Genomic DNA, 18,793 nt, shown 5'->3' on the forward strand with positions numbered 1-18,793 from the left:
AAGGTCAAGTGCCATGTCTCAGATCAAAAGATCGCAGCCGACTCAGTATTCCAAAGCCGCAGGCTTGAGGTACATCCCTTCCTGCGTCATCGCAATCCGGAACTTCAACACATCCCCGGCCTTGAGCGTGATGTTCTGCGAACCCGGTGCGAGCATGCCCGGGTTGCAACCCGGGGCCTGGCCCGGCAGCAGTTTGAGGCGCAGGGACACATTGCCCGGCGGCAGGTTGAACGAGGTGCTCTGTTCCTGGAACAGTCGCGCCGATAGCTGATCCTGGATGTACACACCGATTTCGCAGGAAGTCGACACTTCCAGGCGCTCGCGGGAAATGATCAGCACGCCATAATCCTCCCCGGCGGCTTGAATCGAAGGTGTCGCGGCAAATAGGCTGAGGAAGCCAAACAGGCTGAGAGCTGACCAGCGCATGGCTGAATCTCCTGATGTCGAGTCATAGATGGACGCAGCTTGGCCGAGCACGACGCCGATTGCCAGCCCGGCAGCTTGCTTCAGAACTTGACCTTGCCATGGTGGCAAGCTCGAGACTGCCCTTAACCCGTATTAAAGGGCCCCATTAAGGAGACGTCCCATGCAAGTGTTCAATGTTGAAGGCATGTCCTGCGGTCATTGCGTCAAGGCCATCACTCAGGCGCTGCAAGCCAAGGATCCCGCGGCCAGCGTGCGCATTGATCTGGCGGCAAAAGAAGTCGGCGTTGAAAGTGCGCTGACGGCCGATCAAGTGATCGCCGCGATCAGCGAAGAAGGTTATGGCGTCAAATTGGCCTGAGTTTTTTAATAGTTAGCGACCTAACGGAATGTTCAAGGCGTCCACGTCCGGCTAGACTGTTGGCCTGCCGATCCATGGCCAACCTGCATGCCTAACCTGGACGCCTGATGAACCTCCGTACAATCCTGATTCTCGGCGCCTTGAGCGCTTTCGGTCCGTTGGCGATCGATTTCTACCTGCCGGCATTCCCGGCGATGGCGCTCACTTTCGGCACCGACGAAAAACACGTTCAACTGACCTTGGCGGCCTATTTCCTCGGCTTGTCCATCGGCCAACTGGCGTATGGCCCGGTGGCTGATCGCTTCGGGCGACGGATTCCCTTGCTGACAGGGCTCGGCTTGTTCACCGCCGCTTCATTGGCCTGTGCCTATGCGCCGACGCTGGAGTGGTTGATCGGCGCACGTTTCATCCAGGCGCTGGGCGGTTGCGCGGGCATGGTGATTTCGCGGGCGGTGGTCAGCGATAAATGCGATGCGGTGGGTTCGGCGAAGGTCTTTTCGCAGTTGATGCTGGTGATGGGCCTGGCGCCGATTCTTGCGCCGATGCTGGGCGGGTTGCTGGTTAACACGACTGGCTGGCAATCGATCTTTCTGGTGCTGACCGGTTTCAGTGCACTGGCAGGATTGGCAGTGGCCGTCGGGCTGCCGGAAAGTCTGCCGGCCCATGTGCCGCGCCAACCGTTGTCGGGCGCGCTGCGTCAGTACGGTCGGTTGTTGGCGGACCCCATCTTCCTCGGCCATGCCCTGACCGGTGGTGTCGCCATCGCCGGGATGTTTGCCTACATCGCCGGTTCACCGTTCGTCTTCATCAAACTCTATGGCGTGCCGGCCGAGCATTTCGGCTGGCTGTTCGGCATTAATGCGGCGGGTTTCATTCTGGTGGCCCAGGTCAATGCCCGGATGCTGGCCAAGCGCGGTCCGGCGTTTTTACTGGCGCGTACTGTCTGGCTCTATCTGGCGGGCGGTCTGGCTCTGTTGGCGGTCAGCGCGTTGCACACCGCGCAGTTGTGGCCGTTGCTGATTCCGCTTTTCCTCTGCATCGCCAGCCTGGGTTGTATTGTGCCCAACGCCTCGGCCTGCGCCATGAACGGGCAGGGCGCGCGGGCGGGCAGTGCATCGGCGATGCTCGGTTGCCTGCAGTTCAGCGTCGCCGCCGGGGCCGCAGCATTGGTGGGTGTTTTGCACGATGGCAGCGCCATGCCGATGGCCATGGTCATCAGCCTGTGCGGGATTCTGGTGGTGAGCGCAGCGATGCTCACCCGACGTTTGCAAAATACCCGGGCGCTGGCGCAGGCCCAGGTCTGAGGACGGACTCAGCCAGCAGCGCGCTGCTGACGGTCGGGAATCTGATGGGGCGCGTGCAAGCGCGCTTCAAGCGTTTTAGTGAAGGCCAAGGCTTCGGCCTCACTGCGGAACATCACAGCGTGTTGATCCAGGCGGACCTGCCAGCGGGATTTTGCCACTTCTTTTATCAGGATCTTCATTGCTGAGCTCCTATCGTAAAAGACGTCTCGTAAAAGACATCACGTAAATGATTGTTTGCAGAGATTTCGATTGTAGACCTGAATACGATCGCAATTGTGACAACGGTCAATTCTCTGACTGACGGCAAAAGATCGCCGGCTCCCACAAAGGCAGCGATCTTTTGATCTTCAGGTCAGAATCCTTCAAGCACAATCTTGCCCTTGGACTTGCCGCTCTCCAGCAGCTCATGGGCACGCCGCAGGTTGGCCGCGTTGATGGTCCCGAAGTGTTCGCCGACCGTGGTTTTCAACGTGCCCGCATCGATCAGCCCGGCGACGCGGTTGAGCAGTTTGTGCTGCTCGATCATGTCTGCGGTTTCGAACAGCGAGCGGGTGTACATGAACTCCCAGTGCAGCGACAGGCTCTTGCGCTTGAGCTTGGTCACGTCCAGGGACTTCGGATCATCGATCAACGCCAGTTTGCCTTGCGGCGCCAACGCCTCTACCAGTTGATCCAGGTGTTGATCGGTCTGGGTCAGGCTGGCGACGTGGGTCACATGCTCGAACCCGGCACGTTTGAGTTCTTCACTCAGCGGCTGGCTATGATCGATCACCTGATCGGCGCCCAGGTCACGCACCCAGCTCTGGGTTTGCGGCCGGGAAGCGGTGCCGATGACCCTCAGCCCGGTGAGCTGGCTGGCCAATTGCGTGAGGATCGAACCCACACCGCCAGCGGCACCGACGATCAGCAGGCTCTGGCCCTCATCGATTTTGCCTTCGCGCACTTGCAGGCGTTCGAACAACAGCTCCCACGCGGTGATGGCGGTCAGCGGCAGGGCGGCGGCTTCGGCGAAACCGAGGGTTTTCGGCATATGGCCGACGATTCGCTCGTCCACCACATGCAACTCGCTATTGCCGCCGGCACGGGCGATGGAGCCAGCGTAGAACACCTTGTCGCCAGCCTTGAACAAGGTCACTTCGCTGCCGACAGCCTTGACCACACCGGCCACGTCCCAGCCCAGCACCTTTGCCGCGCCACCTTCAGGCTGGACGTTCTGGCGGACCTTGGTGTCCACCGGGTTGACCGAGATGGCTTTGACCTCCACCAACAGGTCGCGCGGACCGGCGACCGGTTCTGGCAGTTCGATGTCTTGCAGGGATTTTTCGTCGCTGATGGGCAGGGAGGCGTAGTAGGCAATGGCTTTCATGGTGGGTTCCTCAGAGGGAATGATTTCGATGGGACAGATGATTGGTTATTTCCCGGCAAGATAAAACCCGCTAAAAGAGCAGTCTCTTTCAATATTTTTTTGATAATCGAGGCTGACGATGTTGCGTTTCGATGACTTGCAGTTGTTCGTCCGGGCCGCGGATTTGGGCAGTCTGTCGGCGGCTGCGCGGGTGATGGATATGTCGGCGGCGGTGGCCAGTGCGGCGTTAAAGCGCATCGAACAGCAACTCGGCGCGCGCTTGCTCGCCCGTTCTACCCGCAGTCTGCGCCTGACCGCTGAAGGCGAGGGCTTTCTGGAATACGCCCGGGCAGCCTTGAGCAATCTAGATGAGGGCCGCCGCTTGCTGGCCAGTGGGCAGGATCAGGTCAGCGGGATTTTGCAGCTGTCGGCGCCTTCGGATTTCGGTCGCAACCTGCTGTTGCCGTGGCTTGACGAGTTTCAGCGCGAGCATCCGAAACTCACGGTACGGTTGCTGCTGGGCGACCGCATCGCCGACCTGTTCCGCCAACCGGTGGACATTGCCCTGCGTTATGGCGAGCCGGAAGACTCGAGCCTGGTGGCGTTGCCCATCGCCCCGCAGAACCGTCGCGTGCTCTGTGCAGCGCCGAGTTATCTGGCCCGGCATGGCGAACCTCGGCATCTGGAGCAACTGGCTCAGCACAATTGCCTGTTGTTCATGCTCGGTAGCCGGGTTCACGATCACTGGAGTTTCCACGATGGCAAACGCGAAGTAAGCCTGACGGTCAGTGGCGATCGCTTCAGTGATGACGCCGATGTTGTGCGTCTGTGGGCCATGGCGGGGGCGGGGATTGCGTCTAAGTCCTGGCTCGATGTCGCTGCCGATGTGCTGGCCGGTCGATTGAACGTGTTGATGCCGGAGTTGCTCTGTGAGCGCGCACCGCTGAATTTGCTGTGCGCCCATCGCGCACAATTGAGTAAGCCGGTGAACCTTTTGCGGGAAATGCTTGCCAGCCGATGCGCTCGCATAAGCAGTCAATTTCCGACGAAATCGGATGTCGATCATTAGTCGCAGGCAAATAGCGAAATTTCTGTCAGGAACTATCACCACCAAAAGATCCCCGAAAGCAGGAACCGGCGGTTAACCCGCTTATACTAGCGCCCGCCTCATGTACGCACCGTCGACCTCGCAATGGCGAGTTCAGGTTCGATTCGGTCAGACCCAATGGTCATTACCGACCTTCGTTGCACCCGCGAAGCAATGGCCTGGGTGAGTGGGTGACTTTGCCCGGTTTATGGCGGTTTTCGCGTCTTGGCCGACGACACATTACTGGTCAAGATGTCTCTGAGCAGTAGACGAAACGATTCAACAGGGAGTGAATACATGGAACATGCACCTTGCATCAGCCAGATCGCCACATTGCTGGCTGACCCAAAGCGCAGCGCAATGATGTGGGCTTTGATGGACGGCTCGGCGCGGCAAACCGAAGAGCTGGCGCTGCTGGCCGGCCTGTCGCCGTCTTCGGCCAGTGCGCATTTAGGGCGTTTGTCCGCCGGAGGTCTGTTGAAAGTCGAAACCCGTGGACGCAAACGGTTTTTCCGGCTTGCCGCGCCCGAAGTCGGCGCCGCGATAGAGGCCTTGGCCAGCGCAACCCTGGCCAGCGCTCCTCGGGACATTCCAGAGGTTTTCAAACGCACCAGCCCTATCGCCAAACCTCAGGCGGCGCCTTCGTCACTGCTGCGGGCCAGACTCTGCGACGACCATCTGGGCGGTACCCTGGCCGCCGACCTCTACCAGCGCCTGCTGGATGCGGGATGGATCGAGCAATTCGATCAGCGGGTCATGATCACTCACAAGGGCGCCACACAATTGGCAACACGCGGTGTGTTCATCCAGGCGCTGGCTCATCGCAACAGCAGAGTCGCTTGCGCTTGCCCGGACTGGAGCGAAAGACGCCCGCACATGGGCGGATCATTGGGCGCGGCGTTGTTGCAGCTGTTCATGCAATCGGGCTGGTTGAGCCTGCCCAACGATTCGCGAGCGTTGCAGATCACCGCTGCGGGGCAACGGGAGATTCATCGCTTCGCCAAGGAAACCGAACTGGAAATGGCGTTTTAGAGCCATCGAGGTGCGACGTCCGGGATCTTTGTTTCAGGCGTCGTTCAGAGCTGTGGAGAGGTCGCATTTAGCAATAATCCCCAGCCGCTATCGCGCACACTCGATCCGGGGACTTTCAGGATTGGGGGAATGTGGCATGGAAACACGAAGCTTCAGCGCGGCAGAACGATTGGAGCGGCTGCCCATCAGCGGTTATCACCGCATCATTTTCATCATCATTGCCTTGGCGTTTTTCTTCGACTCCATGGACCTGGCGATGATGACCTTCCTCCTCGGCTCGATCAAAACCGAGTTCGGCCTGAGCACAGCGCAGGCCGGGTTGCTGGCCAGTTCGAGTTTCTTCGGCATGGTTCTGGGCGCATCGCTGTCCGGCATGTTGGCCGACCGCTTCGGACGCAAACCGGTGTTCCAGTGGAGCATTGTGCTGTGGGGTATCGCCAGCTACCTGTGCTCCACGGCGCAGAACGTCGAAACGCTGACGTTGTTCCGAGTCCTGTTGGGGATCGGCATGGGCATGGAGTTTCCGATTGCGCAGTCGATGCTGTCCGAGCTGATTCCGGCAAAGAGACGTGGGCGTTACATCGCGTTGATGGATGGTTTTTGGCCGCTCGGTTTCGTCGCGGCCGGGGTGCTGTCGTACTTCCTGTTGCCGGTGATTGGCTGGCGCGACATCTTTCTGGTGTTGGCTGTGCCGGCGGTGTTCGTCCTGGCGATTCGGTTTTTCATTCCCGAGTCACCGCGCTGGCTGGAGCAGGCCGGGCATCATGACGCGGCGGATAAGGTCTTGCTCGGCATCGAAGACCGGGTTCGGGCTTCACTGGGCCGTGCGGATTTGCCTGAACCCATTCGCCTGCCACGGATGGCGAGTCAACCGGGTACTTTCTTCTCTGCGCTAGGGGAGATCTGGTCGCCGCAGTATCGTCAGCGCACGATGATGATCTGGAGCGTGTGGTTCTTCGCTTTGCTGGGTTTCTATGGCCTGACGTCCTGGCTCAGTGCGTTGTTGCAACAGTCGGGTTTCGCCGTGACCCAGTCGGTGTATTACACGGTGCTGATTTCTCTTGGCGGGATCCCCGGTTTCCTCATGGCCGCCTGGTTGGTGGAGCGTTGGGGGCGTAAACCGGTGTGCGTCGTGACATTGCTCGGCGGCGGCGTCATGGCGTTTCTTTATGGCCAGAGTGCAGTGTTCGGCGGCAACGTCAGTCTGTTGATTACCTCGGGGCTGCTGATGCAGTTCTTTCTGTTCGGCATGTGGGCGGTGCTCTACACCTACACCCCTGAGTTGTACCCGACGTCGGCACGGGCCACGGGTTCGGGGTTCGCCTCAGCCATCGGCCGCGTGGGGTCGTTGCTCGGGCCGTTGGTGACCGGGCTGGTGTTCCCGATGACCGGGCAGGGCGGGGTTTTTGCGCTGGGGGCGATGTGTTTTGCGATTGCGGCGGGGGTGGTGTGGATGTTCGGGATGGAGACCCGGGGCAAGACGTTGGAAGAGTTGAGTGAGCCGGTGATTATCAATTAACACCGATTAAATGTGGGAGCGGGCTTGCTCGCGAAAGCGGTAGGCCAGTCGACATCATCGTTGACTGACACGCCGTCTTCGCGAGCAAGCCCGCTCCCACATTGGGTTCTGCGGTGAACCTTAAGGTTTCACCAACCGCGCATCCAGGCTGTTCTGCGCCAAGCGCTTGGCCTGATCCTGGGTCATGCCCAGATCGGTGTACAGCGCGTGGAAGTTCTCGGTGACATACCCGCCGAAGTAAGCCGGGTCATCGGAGTTCACCGTGACCTTCACTCCGCGCTCAAGCATGTCGAGGATGTTGTGCTGGGACATGTGATCGAACACGCAGAGTTTGGTGTTCGACAACGGGCACACGGTCAGCGGGATCTGCTCGTCGATGATCCGCTGCATCAAGCGCTCGTCTTCGATGGCGCGCACGCCATGGTCGATGCGCTGGATCTTCAGCAGGTCGAGGGCTTCCCAGATGTACTCGGGCGGGCCTTCTTCACCGGCGTGCGCGACGGTCAGGAAGCCTTCGTGGCGCGCACGATCGAACACCCGCTGGAACTTGCTCGGCGGATGGCCCATTTCCGAACTGTCCAGGCCCACGGCGACAAACGCATCGCGGAACGGCAGCGCTTGGTCGAGGGTTTTCTGCGCTTCGTCTTCACTCAAGTGACGCAGGAAACTGAGGATCAAACCGCTGGTGATGCCCAGTTGCTGCTCGCCATCCTTCAATGCGGCGGCGATGCCGTTGAGCACTACTTCGAACGGGATGCCACGGTCGGTGTGGGTTTGCGGGTCAAAGAACGGTTCGGTGTGAATCACGTTCTGCGCCTTGCAGCGCAACAGGTAGGCCCAAGTCAGGTCGTAGAAATCCTGAGAGGTGCGCAATACGTCGGCGCCCTGGTAATACAGGTCGAGAAACTCTTGCAGGTTATTGAAGGCGTAAGCCTTGCGCAGGGTGTCGACATCGCTCCACGGCAGGGCGATCTTGTTGCGTTCGGCCAGGGCGAACAGCAGCTCAGGCTCCAGCGAACCTTCCAGGTGCAAGTGCAATTCTGCCTTGGGCAGAGCGTTCAGCCAGTCGTACATTTTTGAAATCTCATCAGGTGCAATGGGGGCATTCTACAGATGCCCGCCGAAACAATGAGCAAAACCTGACCAGCCGGTTCATTACACGGCTTCCTGTTGTCGTCGATAGGCGTAGGTATCGGCAAAGCGCGACAGCAGGAACTCGGCGCAGGTGGTGGCCGGATACTTCGCCGGATGTTGATCGTCCTGGCAACCGGGCAGGCATTCTATGGCAGTGTCGGGATGCGGTTCGGCAAAGAACGGCATCGAGTACCGATCCACCCCCAGCGGGCTGATCACCCGGTGCGGCGTCGACAGGTAACGGTCGTTGCTCCAGCGCGCCATCATGTCGCCGAGATTGACCACGAATGTGCCTTCGATCGGCGGCGCATCGATCCATTCGCCCTGCACGTTGCGCACTTGCAGTCCGCCAGCGGCATCCTGATAGAGCAGGGTGATGCAACCGTAATCGGTGTGAGCGCCGGCACCTTGCTGATCTTTGGTGCTGGCAGTATGGCGCGGTGGGTAATGAATCATCCGCAGCACGCTGACCGGTTCTTTGAAACGTGTATCGAAGAAGTCACGCTCGATGCCCAGCGCCAGGGTCATGGCCCGCAGCAGGGTTTGGGCGAGCGCCTGCATGTCGACGTAGTGTTGTTCCATCAGCGATTCCCAACCGGGCATCGACGGATGACGGTTGGGACCGCGCAAAGGTTTTTCCGCAATAACCTCGGGATGATCGGCCGGCAGGTGCAGGCCCATGTCGAAGGTTTCTTTCAAATCGCTGGGTTTGCTCGGGTCGAGTTGCTCGGTGGCGATGGCGCCATAGCCGCGGTGGTGGCGGGTCTGGGTGATGTCGATCTTGAGTTTTTCAGCGGTGGGCAGGGCGAAGAAACGTTGGGCATGGTCGAGTACGGCGTCGATACGCGATGGGGCAATCGGGTGGCCCTTGATATAGAAAAAGCCCCATTCCTGGCAGGCGCGGTCGATTTGAGTGGCGACCGATTGCCAGGCGTTTTGATCAGCGTTGTAGAGCGGGCTGATGTCGATGATTGGGAGGCTGTTCATGCGATTGTCCTGAAGAGTACGCAGATTAAAAAAGCACTGCAGAGCCCTGTGGGAGCGGGCTTGCCCGCGATAGCGAACTGACCGTCAACAATGATGTTGAAGGTGATGGCCTCATCGCGGGCTAGCCCGCTCCCACAGGGTTTCATGTCTGGCTAAGTCACTTCGGTATCTCGGCCTTCATGCCTTCGACGTAGTAGTTCATCGACGCCAATTCCGCATTGGTTGCCGTCGCGCCCGCCGGGATTTTCTCGACACCGGCCTGATCCTTGATCGGCCCGGTGAACGGATGCAGGGCACCGCTCTTGATGTCGGCAATGATCTGCTCAGCTTCGGTTTTCACCGCAGCCGGCACCAGGTCGCTGATCGGTAGCTCAACCGTGCCTTCCTTCAGACCACCCCAGTAATCCTGGGATTTCCACGTGTGGTCGAGCACGCTTTGAGTCGCCTGAATGTAATGCGGCCCCCAGTCATTGACGATAGACGTCAGCACCGCTTTCGGCCCGAAGTGCGCCATGTCCGACGCATAACCGACGGCATATACGCCGCGCCGTTCGGCCGCCTGGATCGGTGCCGGGCTGTCGGTGTGCTGGAACACCACGTCCACGCCCTGGTCGATCAGCGCATTGGCGGCGTCGGCTTCCTTGCCCGGGTCGAACCAGGAGTTGACCCACACCACTTTGATCTCGGTGCCCGGGTTGTACTTGTTCAGGGCCAGTTGAATGGCGTTGATGTCGCGGATGACTTCCGGGATCGGGAACGAGGCGACGTAGCCAACTTTCTTGGTCTTGGTCATCTTCGCCGCGAGGAAACCGCCGACATAGCGGCCTTCATAAGTGCGCGCCAGGTAAGTGCCGAGGTTTTTGTCCTGCTTGTAGCCAGTGGCGTGTTCGAAGGTCACTTTGGGAAATTGTTTGGCGACTTTCAGGGTCGGATTCATGTAGCCGAAAGAGGTGGTGAAAATCAGGTCGTACTTGTCCTTGGCCATGTTGCGGATCACCCGCTCGGCATCGGCGCCCTCGGCGACGTTCTCCACGTAGTTGGTGGTGATCTGCTCGCCGAACTTCTCTGCCAGCGCCTTTCGTCCCTGTTCATGCTGATACGTCCAGCCGTGGTCACCGATCGGGCCGATATAGACGAAGCCGACTTTCAGCGGGTCGGCAGCACTGGCGGTCAGGCTGGCGCTCAGACCGATGGCTGCGGCGACAGCGCAGAGCAGCTGCTTCAACGGACGTTTATGCATGAACTGGAACTCCATTTTGTTGTGAGATGGAGGAGGGCAATGCAAATTGCTGACCAACAGGACAACAAATGGATCGAAATCGCGTAACGGCCATCGCGGGCAAGCCCGCTCCCACATGACCTGCGCAAATCCTGTGGGAGCGGGCTTGCCCGCGAAGAGGCCCTGACGATCACCACAGAACCATCCCGGTGCGCCCTCACCAATCCACGCCATTCACTGGTGCGGGCGGCTCCCACAATAGGTCTACGTCGATTTAGACGCCGGCGATCAACTGCCGAGCTGCCTGGCTGTGATCGGCAATCAACCCTTTCAGATCCAGTTCTTCAACCTGCCCGTCGATCACCCGCCACTTGCCACCGACCATCACCCGGTCCGCCCGATCTGCGCCGCAGAGCAGCAGCGCCGACACCGGATCATGGCTGCCGGAGAAGCGCAGTTCATCCAGTTTGAACAGCGCCAGATCCGCCTGCTTGCCCACCGCCAGTTCACCGATATCGGTGCGCCCGAGCAAACTCGCCGAGCCTTTGGTCGCCCAGCCCAGTACCAATTCCGGCGTAATCTTTTCCGCGCCATAACGCAGCCGCTGGATGTACAGCGCCTGACGGGTTTCGAGGATCATGTTCGACGCATCGTTGGACGCTGAGCCGTCCACGCCCAGACCCAACAGCGCACCCGCAGCGGTCAGGTCCAGCGTCGGGCAAATGCCGGAAGCCAGGCGCATGTTCGAACTCGGGCAATGGCAAATACCCGTGCCGGCCGCGCCGAGTCGGGCGATTTCGTCGGGGTTGAAATGAATGCCATGAGCCAGCCACGTGCGTGGGCCGAGCCAGCCGACGCTGTCCAGATAATCGACGGTGCGTAGGCCGAAACGCTGCAGGCAGAAGTCTTCTTCGTCGAGGGTTTCCGCCAGGTGCGTGTGCAGGCGCACGTCGAGGGAGTTCGCCAGTTCGGCGCTGGCGGACATGATCTCCGGGGTTACCGAGAACGGCGAGCACGGTGCCAGGGCGATTTGAATCTGCGCACCATCACCACGCTCGTGGTACGCGGCAATCAAACGTTGGCTGTCGTCGAGGATCACTTCACCTTGCTGGACGGTTTGCTGCGGTGGCAGGCCGCCGTCTTTTTCGCCAAGGCTCATGGAACCGCGAGTGAGCATGGCGCGCATGCCCAGTTCGCGAACACTCTCGACCTGCACATCGATTGCGTTTTCCAGGCCTTCCGGAAACAGGTAATGGTGGTCGGCGGCTGTGGTGCAACCGGACAGCAGCAACTCGGCCAACGCGACTTTGGTGGCGAGGGCAAGTTTTTCAGGGGTGAGACGAGCCCAGACCGGATAGAGGGTTTTCAGCCACGGGAACAATGGCTGATTAACCACCGGTGCCCAGGCACGGGTCAGGGTTTGATAGAAGTGGTGATGGGTGTTGATCAGCCCTGGCAGGATCACGTGTTCGCGAGCATCGAAAACGTGGTCACAGGGCACGGCCGGTTGCTGGCCGGCGCTGAGCACTTCGACGATCAAACCGTCTTGCAGCACCAGACCGCCACGGGCATCGAGCGCGTTGGCCGTGAAAATGGCGAGGGGATTTTTTAACCAGGTACGGGTCGCAGGCATGGGGGCCGGCTCCTCTGAAAGTTGGGTTCAGGGTTGCCAGCTCAGTGTTGCCCTGTCTGCTGATCCAGGGTCGCCGCGGGGGCGAGCTGCGGAGTTTCGAACAAAAAAGCTTCGCGGGCAAGCCTCCCCCGGCCAGACGATGCAGAACCCTGTGGGAGCCGGGCTTGCCCGCGATGCAGGCACCTCGGTCTTTCAGCGATACCGAGGTGATGCTATCGCAGCGGTGCGGCGATCCGACAAGCCAGCTCCCACAGGGAACAGTGGTGTTACCAGGGAATGGTCTCGCCCCTGTAGTTCACAAAATGATGCCCGCCCTTGCCGGCATACGCATTCACCTGATCGATCAACCCGCGGGTGCTGGTTTCCACATCAATGTCCGCCCCTTCACCGCCCATATCAGTCTTCACCCAACCCGGATGCAGCGACAGTACGGTGAGTTTCTGTTCGCCCAGTTGCGTGACGAAGCTATTGGTCATGGAGTTCAGCGCCGCTTTGCTGGCCTTGTACAGCGCCAGCTCCGGCGCGTCGGGCATGGTCACGCTGCCCAGCACAGAACTCATGAACGCCAGCACGCCGCTGTCTTCACGAATCTGCCCGACAAAACGCTGGGCCAGATTGATCGGCGCCACGGCGTTGGTGAAGAACAATTGACCGACCTCGGCCAACGTCGCGCCGCCCGGCGTCTGGACCTCCGGGCCCTTGACCCCGGCATTCACGAACAACAAGTCGAACACTTCACCCTTGAGTTGTTGGCTCAGGGCGATGACCGCTTGCTGATCGTCCATGTCGAGTTTTTCGATCCGCACCTTGCCCAACGCTTGCAAGGCTTCGGCGCCCTGCGGGTTGCGCACAGTGGCGGTTACTTGCCAACCGTCGGCCAGCAGGGTTTTCACCAGACCGAGGCCCAAGCCTCGGGAGGCACCGATGATGAGTGCGGTTTTTGCCTTGGACATGAATGGCTTCCTTGATAGATGAGAATCACGGATTCAAAGGACAACGTTGGCTGAGCCGATGTTGCAGTTCCTGACGCAAGACATCGAGTTCGGCGATGCGGGTTTCGATCAGGTTCAGTTTGTCTTGCAGCAGTTGGGTAACGGCATTGGCTGGGTCGGGCGCCTGCCACAACGCGGCGACGCTGCTGCCGATCTCGCCGAGGGTAAAGCCCAGTCGCTGAGCGGTCTTGATGTACAGCACCAGTTGCACCATTTCCGTCGGATAGTCGCGATAACCATTGGCGCTGCGTTGCGCGGCGATCAATCCGCGCTGCTCGTAAAAGCGCAACGTGTCGCGGCTGACGGCGCTGGCCTGGGCTAATTCACCGATGCGCATCTTGATGTCTCGAGAGGGCTTGACCCTGGAGCATACTCCAGGCTTTAGCCTTGTTGCTCCCTGAATTTATGGAGCAATGCCGATGTGGACTTCAACCCAATATCGTCAAGTGGTGCGGGGCAGTGCGTGGTACGACCTGATCGTGACCGCTGCTTTTGTAACGCCGTGGAGTTTTGCGGCGTTGCATGGCGTGTTGTTGAGCCTGAGTGAGACTTTCAATCTCTCTGGCGAGCTACCGCCGTTCGAGCCGATGCACATGTTGATGGCTAATCTGTTGGGTTCGATTGTGTGCGTGTGGGCGGTGTTGCGGATTCGTGATCCGCAGCAGGTGTTTGGGCGGTATGACGCGGTGGGGAGGTTTCTATTTTCGGCTTGGCAGCTGTATGCCTTGCTCCACGGCGCCAGCTCATTGCTGGTTGTTTTCTTGATCTTTGAATTGGCGTGGGGCGTTGTTCAAGTGTTGCCTGTTCGGGCGCCTTCGCGGGCAAGCCCGCTCCCACAGTGATTTTGGCGAACACGGAATTTTCGACCGACACAAACCTGTGGGAGCGGCGGTGCTGCGATCCGACTTGCCCGCGATGAGGCCCTTGAAGCCTCCGCTAATGCCCGGCCTGCCACGGCTGCCCCAACGAAACCGGCGCATACAACCGTGTGCGCACGGCATCCCGGGACAGCAGCACCAACACCACAATGGTCGCGACATATGGCAGCATCGCCAGCAGGCTCGATGGAATCGCCAGCCCCAACCCCTGCGCCACCAAATGCAGGATGCTGGCGAGACCGAACAGATACGCACCGAGCAGCAATCGCCACACCCGCCAACTGGCAAACACCACCAGCGCCAGGGCAATCCAGCCGCGACCGGCGCTCATGTTTTCCGCCCACATCGGCGTGTAGGCCAGGGACAAATAACCCCCGGCCAACCCCGCCATTGCCCCGCCGAACAGCACCGCCAGCGTGCGCACGCGCAACACCGGCAAACCCATGGCACTGGCCGCGTCCGGGCTTTCGCCGACCGCCTGAATGATCAACCCGACACGACTTTTCAGAATCACCCAGGCCACCAGGGCGAACAGTGCGAACGACAGGTACACCAACAAGTCCTGGGCAAACAGCATCCGCCCGATCAGCGGGATTTCACTCAACAACGGAATCGCCACCGGCTCGAAACCCGCCAACGGTTTGCCAACCCACGCTGCGCCGACAAAGGTCGACAGGCCCACGCCGAAGATCGTCAACGCCAACCCGGTCGCTACCTGATTGGCGTTGAACACCAGTGCCACCAGGGTAAACAGCGACGACAACAGCGTCCCGGCGAGCATCGCCAGCAACACGCCAAGCCAGAGGTTGCCGCTGTTCAGCGCGACGATAAAACCGATCACCGCGCCAAACAGCATCATGCCTTCCTGACCCAGATTGAGGACGCCACTCTTCTCGCAAATCAGCTCGCCCAGCGCCACCAGCAACAACGGCGTACCGCAGCGAACCATGGCGTAGAAAATATTGCTCAGCAGATCGATATCCATCACAAGGCTCCTGCGTGTTCGGCGGTGGTCGAAGTACGCCGTGCCCAGCGCAGGTTCAAACGCGGTCGGTAGAGAATCAGCACGTCACTGGCCAGCAGGAAAAACAGCATCATCCCCTGGAACAATTGAGTGATGGCTTGTGGCAGGTTCATGCTCATCTGCGCGCTCTCGCCGCCGATGTACAGCAGCGCCATCAACAAGCTGGAAAACAGAATGCCGATGGGATTCAGTCGCCCGAGAAACGCCACGGTGATCGCCGCATAGCCGTAACCCGGCGAGACCTGCGGCACCAATTGACCGATCGGCCCAGTGACTTCGCAGACCCCGGCCAACCCCGCCAAACCGCCGCTGATCAACAACGCCAGCCAGATCAGCCGCTTCTCGCGAAAGCCGACGAAACCGGCCGCGCGCTTGTCCAGCCCAAGCACTTTAATCTGGAAGCCGACAAAGCTTTTCTGCAGCAACACCCACACCGCCACCAGCGCGAGCAAGGCGAAATACACCCCCGCGTGAACCCGACCGTCCTCCATCAATAGCGGCAGTCGACTGGCATCGCCGAACATCGCCGACTCTGGAAAGTTGAACCCGGCCGGATCCTTCAGCGGGCCGTGGACGCAGAACAGCAGCAGGTTCAAGGCGATGTAATTGAGCATGATGCTGGTGAGGATTTCATTGGCGTTGAAGCGCGTGCGCAACCACGCCGTCAGCCCGGCCCATGCGGCACCGGCCAGGGTGCCGGTGAGCAGAATCAACACCAGCGCCCAGCGACTTTGCATATCGATGATGTTCACCGCCAACGCACTGCCGGCCAGCGCGCCGAGCAGCAACTGACCTTCGGCGCCGATGTTCCAGATCCGCGCCTGATACGCCACCGCCAGGCCCAATGCGCAGAGCAGAATCGGCAGCGCTTTGACCAACAATTCGGAGACGCCGTACAAGTCGCTGATCGGTGCAATCAGCAACGTGTGCAAGGTCAGCAACGGATCGTGGCCCAGCGCGATAAACAGCAATGAGCCACAGACCAGCGTCAATACGGCCGCCAGCAAGGGCGAGCACCACAACATCAGGCGTGATTGTTGGCCACGGGGTTCGAGAGAAAGCAGCATGTGAAACTCCGTTAAAGCGCTACGGGGGCAGGTGATTGAGGCGCGTCGAACTGGCCGGCCATCCAGCCGCCGACGTCGCTCAGATGGGTGTCGACGGTGGCCTGCAATGGCGACAGTCGACCGCTGCACAGGGCGCCGAGGCGGTCGCTGATCTGGAACAATTCGTCGAGGTCTTCAGAGATCACCAGAATCGCCGCGCCAGCATCGCGCAAGGCAATCAACGCCCGGTGAATGGTCGCGGCGGCGCCGACGTCCACGCCCCAGGTCGGGTGCGCGGCCACCAGCAATTTAGGCTGTTGAAGGATCTCCCGGCCGAGGATGAATTTTTGCAGGTTGCCGCCGGACAGACTGCGAGCCGGCGCCTGGGCATCGGGTGTCTTGACCCCGAAGCGGCGAATGATGTCTTCGGCCAGCGCTTCGACCTTGCCGCGCTGGATCAGCCCGTTGCTGACCAGCCCTTGTTGAAACGCGGTGAGCAGTGCGTTATCCGCCAGGCTCAGTTCAGGCACCGCGCCATGGCCCAGTCGCTCGGCGGGGACGAATGCCAGGCCAAGTTTACGTCGAGCATCTGGCCGCAAATGGGCCACCGGTTGCCCGCCGAAACTGATCGTTGCGCTGTCATCGCGGGGCAAGCGTTCTTCGCCACTGAGCAAGGCCAGCAACTCATCCTGACCATTGCCGGCCACCCCGGCGACTCCCACGATTTCGCCGCTGCGCACGTCGAGATCAATATTCTTCAGAGAGCAGCCAAACGGGTCCGGGTTGTGCCAGGACAACCCCATCACATTCAAAAAAGCATCAGCGCCCATGACCTTTGGATAGTCGGTGATCAGCTCGGCGGCTTCACCGACCATCAATTGCGCCAGTTGCCGGTCTGAGCACTCCGCCGGCACGCAATGCCCGGCCACCCGACCTCCGCGCAACACCGTAGCGCTGTGGCACAACGCGCGCACTTCGCCGAGCTTGTGGCTGATAAACAGAATGCTGCAGCCCTCGGCGGCCAGTCGGCGCAAAGTGACGAACAACTCATCGGCCTCTTGTGGAGTCAGTACCGACGTCGGTTCATCGAGAATCAGCAGGCGAATGTCCTGCATCAGGCAGCGAATGATTTCCACCCGTTGACGCTCGCCGATGGACAGGCTGTGGACAAGTCGCTCCGGTTCCAGCGCCATGCCGTAGCGCTGGGATACTTCACGAATCTTCGGCTCAAGCTGCTTCGGTGTTCCTGCCGCAGCGCCCATTGCCAGCGCGATGTTCTGCGCCACGCTGAGGGTTTCGAACAGCGAAAAATGCTGGAATACCATGCCAATCCCGAGGCCGCGCGCTTGGGCCGGATTGCGCATGGTCACGCGCTGGCCCTGCCAGATCATCTCCCCTGAGTCGGAGTGAGCGACGCCGTAGATGATCTTCATCAGAGTACTTTTGCCCGCACCGTTTTCGCCGAGCAAGGCGTGGATTTCACCGGGCGCGATGCTCAAGTCGATGGCATCGTTGGCCAGGCAACCGGGGTAACGCTTGCTGATTCTGCGCAGTTGCAGGCGAGGTATTTGATCGGGGATCGGCACGGGGTTGGACATGACAGGCTCAGGTCGACAGAAGTTATACCTGGGGATAAAGCAATTTCCTGGCCATTGAGTCAGGAAATCGACAAGGCCTTGCTGGAATAGGGGTTGTGGAGGATGCCCCGTCATATTCCAATTCCGAATCGGGCACCACTTGAGGGCACGTTCTTTGATCAGGCCCTGGTTTTGCGCGCGGTGAATTGATCAAAAAACGAGCAATACCCTGCAAGCTATGTCGGACATGGGGCTGCGCCAGCCATGAACGGGTTATCCACAGGTTGTTCCACAGTATTTGTGCGCAAGCCGGCCGGAGGGGCATAAGCACTGAGGGCCTTTCTTCTAATGGCGATAAACCGCTCTAACTGATTGTTTTTACGTGGAATAAATGTTGTTGTTGGGGATTTGTATGAAAAATGAACAAAGCCCGCAAAGCCGCATGACAGAAGGGTTACAGCGGAATGTGCTCAGGTTATCCACAGCCGGGTGCACAGCAGATGTGGGCAAGTATCGAGAGTAAGGAAAACCGGGGTGCCCCAAAAGATCGCAGCCTGCGGCAGCTCCTATGGGATTGGGTTTCTTACGGATGTACACGGTCGGCGTAGGAGTTGCCGAAGGCTGCGATCTTTTGATCTTTCTTTTATCGCTGCAACAAAATACGCCCGCGACTCAAATCCGCCAGCTGCATCTGCAAGGTATCTATCTGCCCCTCGCCGATCGCCAATTGCAGTTCCACGCCATTGGCCGTGAAGGTTTCTTCCACGACCAAACCGCCCAGTTCCGCTACCCGCAGCTTCACCAGCGCCAACTCGCCAAACGCACAGGCACAACTGACCGGCACCCGGCTGATCAGTTCGACCTTCGGCGCCCCTTGCAGGCATTTGTTGGCACCGCCGCCATAGGCACGGGCGAGGCCGCCGGTGCCCAGTTGAATGCCGCCATACCAGCGGATCACCAGCACCACGACCTGATCGCAATCCTGCGCTTCGATCGCTGCCAGAATCGGCCGGCCAGCGGTGCCACCGGGTTCGCCATCGTCATTGCTGCGGTATTGATCGCCGAGTTTCCAGGCCCAGCAATTGTGCGAGGCGTTCAAATCACTGTGCTGCTCGATGAACGCTTGGGCATCAGCTGCGCTAGTGATTGGCCCGGCGAGGGCGATGAAGCGGCTTTTGCGAATCTCTTCGCGGTATTCGCAAAAACCGCTGAGGGTAAAAGGCATAAGTGTC

Annotated in this window: 19 protein-coding genes; 6 read left to right on the forward strand and 13 right to left on the reverse strand. The window is 59.9% G+C overall.

Annotation, left to right across the window (positions count from 1 at the left end; translation table 11 throughout):
- Positions 1-42: 42 nt before the first annotated feature.
- The gene (locus PSH97_RS03170) at positions 43-426 is read right to left on the reverse strand and encodes a hypothetical protein (protein ID WP_305448075.1); all 384 of its coding nucleotides are present in this window, start codon (positions 424-426) and stop codon (positions 43-45) included.
- Positions 427-586: 160 nt separating this feature from the next.
- Between PSH97_RS03170 and PSH97_RS03175 the strand changes: the two genes are divergently transcribed.
- Both PSH97_RS03175 and PSH97_RS03180 read left to right on the forward strand, forming a co-directional pair.
- Positions 587-784, forward strand: coding sequence for a heavy-metal-associated domain-containing protein (locus PSH97_RS03175; protein ID WP_008069687.1), 198 nt, complete (start codon positions 587-589; stop codon positions 782-784).
- Between the two features lie 107 nt (positions 785-891).
- Positions 892-2,088 (forward strand): multidrug effflux MFS transporter, encoded by a 1,197-nt coding sequence (locus PSH97_RS03180; protein ID WP_305448076.1) that lies wholly within the window; start codon positions 892-894, stop codon positions 2,086-2,088.
- Positions 2,089-2,096: 8 nt separating this feature from the next.
- Here the strand turns inward: PSH97_RS03180 and PSH97_RS03185 are convergent, their stop codons facing one another.
- Positions 2,097-2,267, reverse strand: coding sequence for a hypothetical protein (locus tag PSH97_RS03185; RefSeq protein WP_305448077.1), 171 nt, complete (start codon positions 2,265-2,267; stop codon positions 2,097-2,099).
- A 173-nt stretch (positions 2,268-2,440) separates the two neighbouring features.
- Positions 2,441-3,454, reverse strand: a complete 1,014-nt coding sequence (locus PSH97_RS03190) for a zinc-binding alcohol dehydrogenase family protein (RefSeq protein WP_305448078.1) — start codon at positions 3,452-3,454, stop codon at positions 2,441-2,443.
- A gap of 118 nt (positions 3,455-3,572) precedes the next feature.
- On the opposite strand from PSH97_RS03190, the gene PSH97_RS03195 reads away from it, so the two are divergent.
- From PSH97_RS03195 to PSH97_RS03205, 3 genes are all read left to right on the forward strand, one after another.
- Positions 3,573-4,502: a LysR family transcriptional regulator gene (locus tag PSH97_RS03195; RefSeq protein WP_305448079.1), complete on the forward strand. Its 930-nt coding sequence runs from the start codon at positions 3,573-3,575 to the stop codon at positions 4,500-4,502.
- A 315-nt stretch (positions 4,503-4,817) separates the two neighbouring features.
- Complete coding sequence (locus PSH97_RS03200) at positions 4,818-5,552, forward strand: ArsR/SmtB family transcription factor (RefSeq protein ID WP_305448080.1); 735 nt, start codon at positions 4,818-4,820, stop codon at positions 5,550-5,552.
- Positions 5,553-5,688: 136 nt separating this feature from the next.
- Complete coding sequence (locus PSH97_RS03205; protein ID WP_305448081.1) at positions 5,689-7,071, forward strand: MFS transporter; 1,383 nt, start codon at positions 5,689-5,691, stop codon at positions 7,069-7,071.
- Positions 7,072-7,191: 120 nt separating this feature from the next.
- On the opposite strand, the gene PSH97_RS03215 is transcribed toward PSH97_RS03205, so the two are convergent.
- The 6 genes from PSH97_RS03215 to PSH97_RS03240 form a co-directional block, all read right to left on the reverse strand.
- On the reverse strand, positions 7,192-8,145 hold the full coding sequence (locus tag PSH97_RS03215) for an adenosine deaminase (protein ID WP_305448082.1): 954 nt from the start codon (positions 8,143-8,145) through the stop codon (positions 7,192-7,194).
- An 81-nt stretch (positions 8,146-8,226) separates the two neighbouring features.
- Positions 8,227-9,192, reverse strand: a complete 966-nt coding sequence (locus tag PSH97_RS03220) for a 2-oxoglutarate and iron-dependent oxygenase domain-containing protein (protein WP_305448083.1) — start codon at positions 9,190-9,192, stop codon at positions 8,227-8,229.
- 157 nt (positions 9,193-9,349) lie between these two features.
- Positions 9,350-10,432 (reverse strand): BMP family ABC transporter substrate-binding protein, encoded by a 1,083-nt coding sequence (locus PSH97_RS03225; RefSeq protein WP_305448084.1) that lies wholly within the window; start codon positions 10,430-10,432, stop codon positions 9,350-9,352.
- 253 nt (positions 10,433-10,685) lie between these two features.
- Positions 10,686-12,044, reverse strand: a complete 1,359-nt coding sequence (locus PSH97_RS03230) for an 8-oxoguanine deaminase (RefSeq protein WP_305448085.1) — start codon at positions 12,042-12,044, stop codon at positions 10,686-10,688.
- Positions 12,045-12,310: 266 nt separating this feature from the next.
- Positions 12,311-12,997, reverse strand: coding sequence for an SDR family oxidoreductase (locus PSH97_RS03235; RefSeq protein ID WP_305448086.1), 687 nt, complete (start codon positions 12,995-12,997; stop codon positions 12,311-12,313).
- A 25-nt stretch (positions 12,998-13,022) separates the two neighbouring features.
- The gene (locus PSH97_RS03240; RefSeq protein WP_305448087.1) at positions 13,023-13,373 is read right to left on the reverse strand and encodes a MerR family transcriptional regulator; all 351 of its coding nucleotides are present in this window, start codon (positions 13,371-13,373) and stop codon (positions 13,023-13,025) included.
- An 82-nt stretch (positions 13,374-13,455) separates the two neighbouring features.
- Here PSH97_RS03240 and PSH97_RS03245 point away from each other — a divergent pair, with 82 nt between their 5' ends.
- The gene (locus PSH97_RS03245) at positions 13,456-13,878 is read left to right on the forward strand and encodes a hypothetical protein (RefSeq protein WP_305448088.1); all 423 of its coding nucleotides are present in this window, start codon (positions 13,456-13,458) and stop codon (positions 13,876-13,878) included.
- A 94-nt stretch (positions 13,879-13,972) separates the two neighbouring features.
- On the opposite strand, the gene PSH97_RS03250 is transcribed toward PSH97_RS03245, so the two are convergent.
- From PSH97_RS03250 to PSH97_RS03265, 4 genes are all read right to left on the reverse strand, one after another.
- Positions 13,973-14,899: an ABC transporter permease gene (locus PSH97_RS03250; RefSeq protein ID WP_305448089.1), complete on the reverse strand. Its 927-nt coding sequence runs from the start codon at positions 14,897-14,899 to the stop codon at positions 13,973-13,975.
- Positions 14,899-16,005, reverse strand: coding sequence for an ABC transporter permease (locus tag PSH97_RS03255; RefSeq protein ID WP_305448090.1), 1,107 nt, complete (start codon positions 16,003-16,005; stop codon positions 14,899-14,901). Before PSH97_RS03255 ends, PSH97_RS03250 begins: the two co-directional genes overlap by 1 nt.
- A gap of 11 nt (positions 16,006-16,016) precedes the next feature.
- A complete protein-coding gene (locus PSH97_RS03260; RefSeq protein ID WP_305448091.1) occupies positions 16,017-17,582 on the reverse strand; it encodes an ABC transporter ATP-binding protein in 1,566 nt (521 codons plus the stop codon).
- A 622-nt stretch (positions 17,583-18,204) separates the two neighbouring features.
- Positions 18,205-18,786 (reverse strand): IMPACT family protein, encoded by a 582-nt coding sequence (locus PSH97_RS03265; protein ID WP_305448092.1) that lies wholly within the window; start codon positions 18,784-18,786, stop codon positions 18,205-18,207.
- Positions 18,787-18,793: the final 7 nt, after the last annotated feature.

Source organism: Pseudomonas cucumis (genome assembly GCF_030687935.1).
Lineage (GTDB): Bacteria > Pseudomonadota > Gammaproteobacteria > Pseudomonadales > Pseudomonadaceae > Aquipseudomonas > Aquipseudomonas cucumis.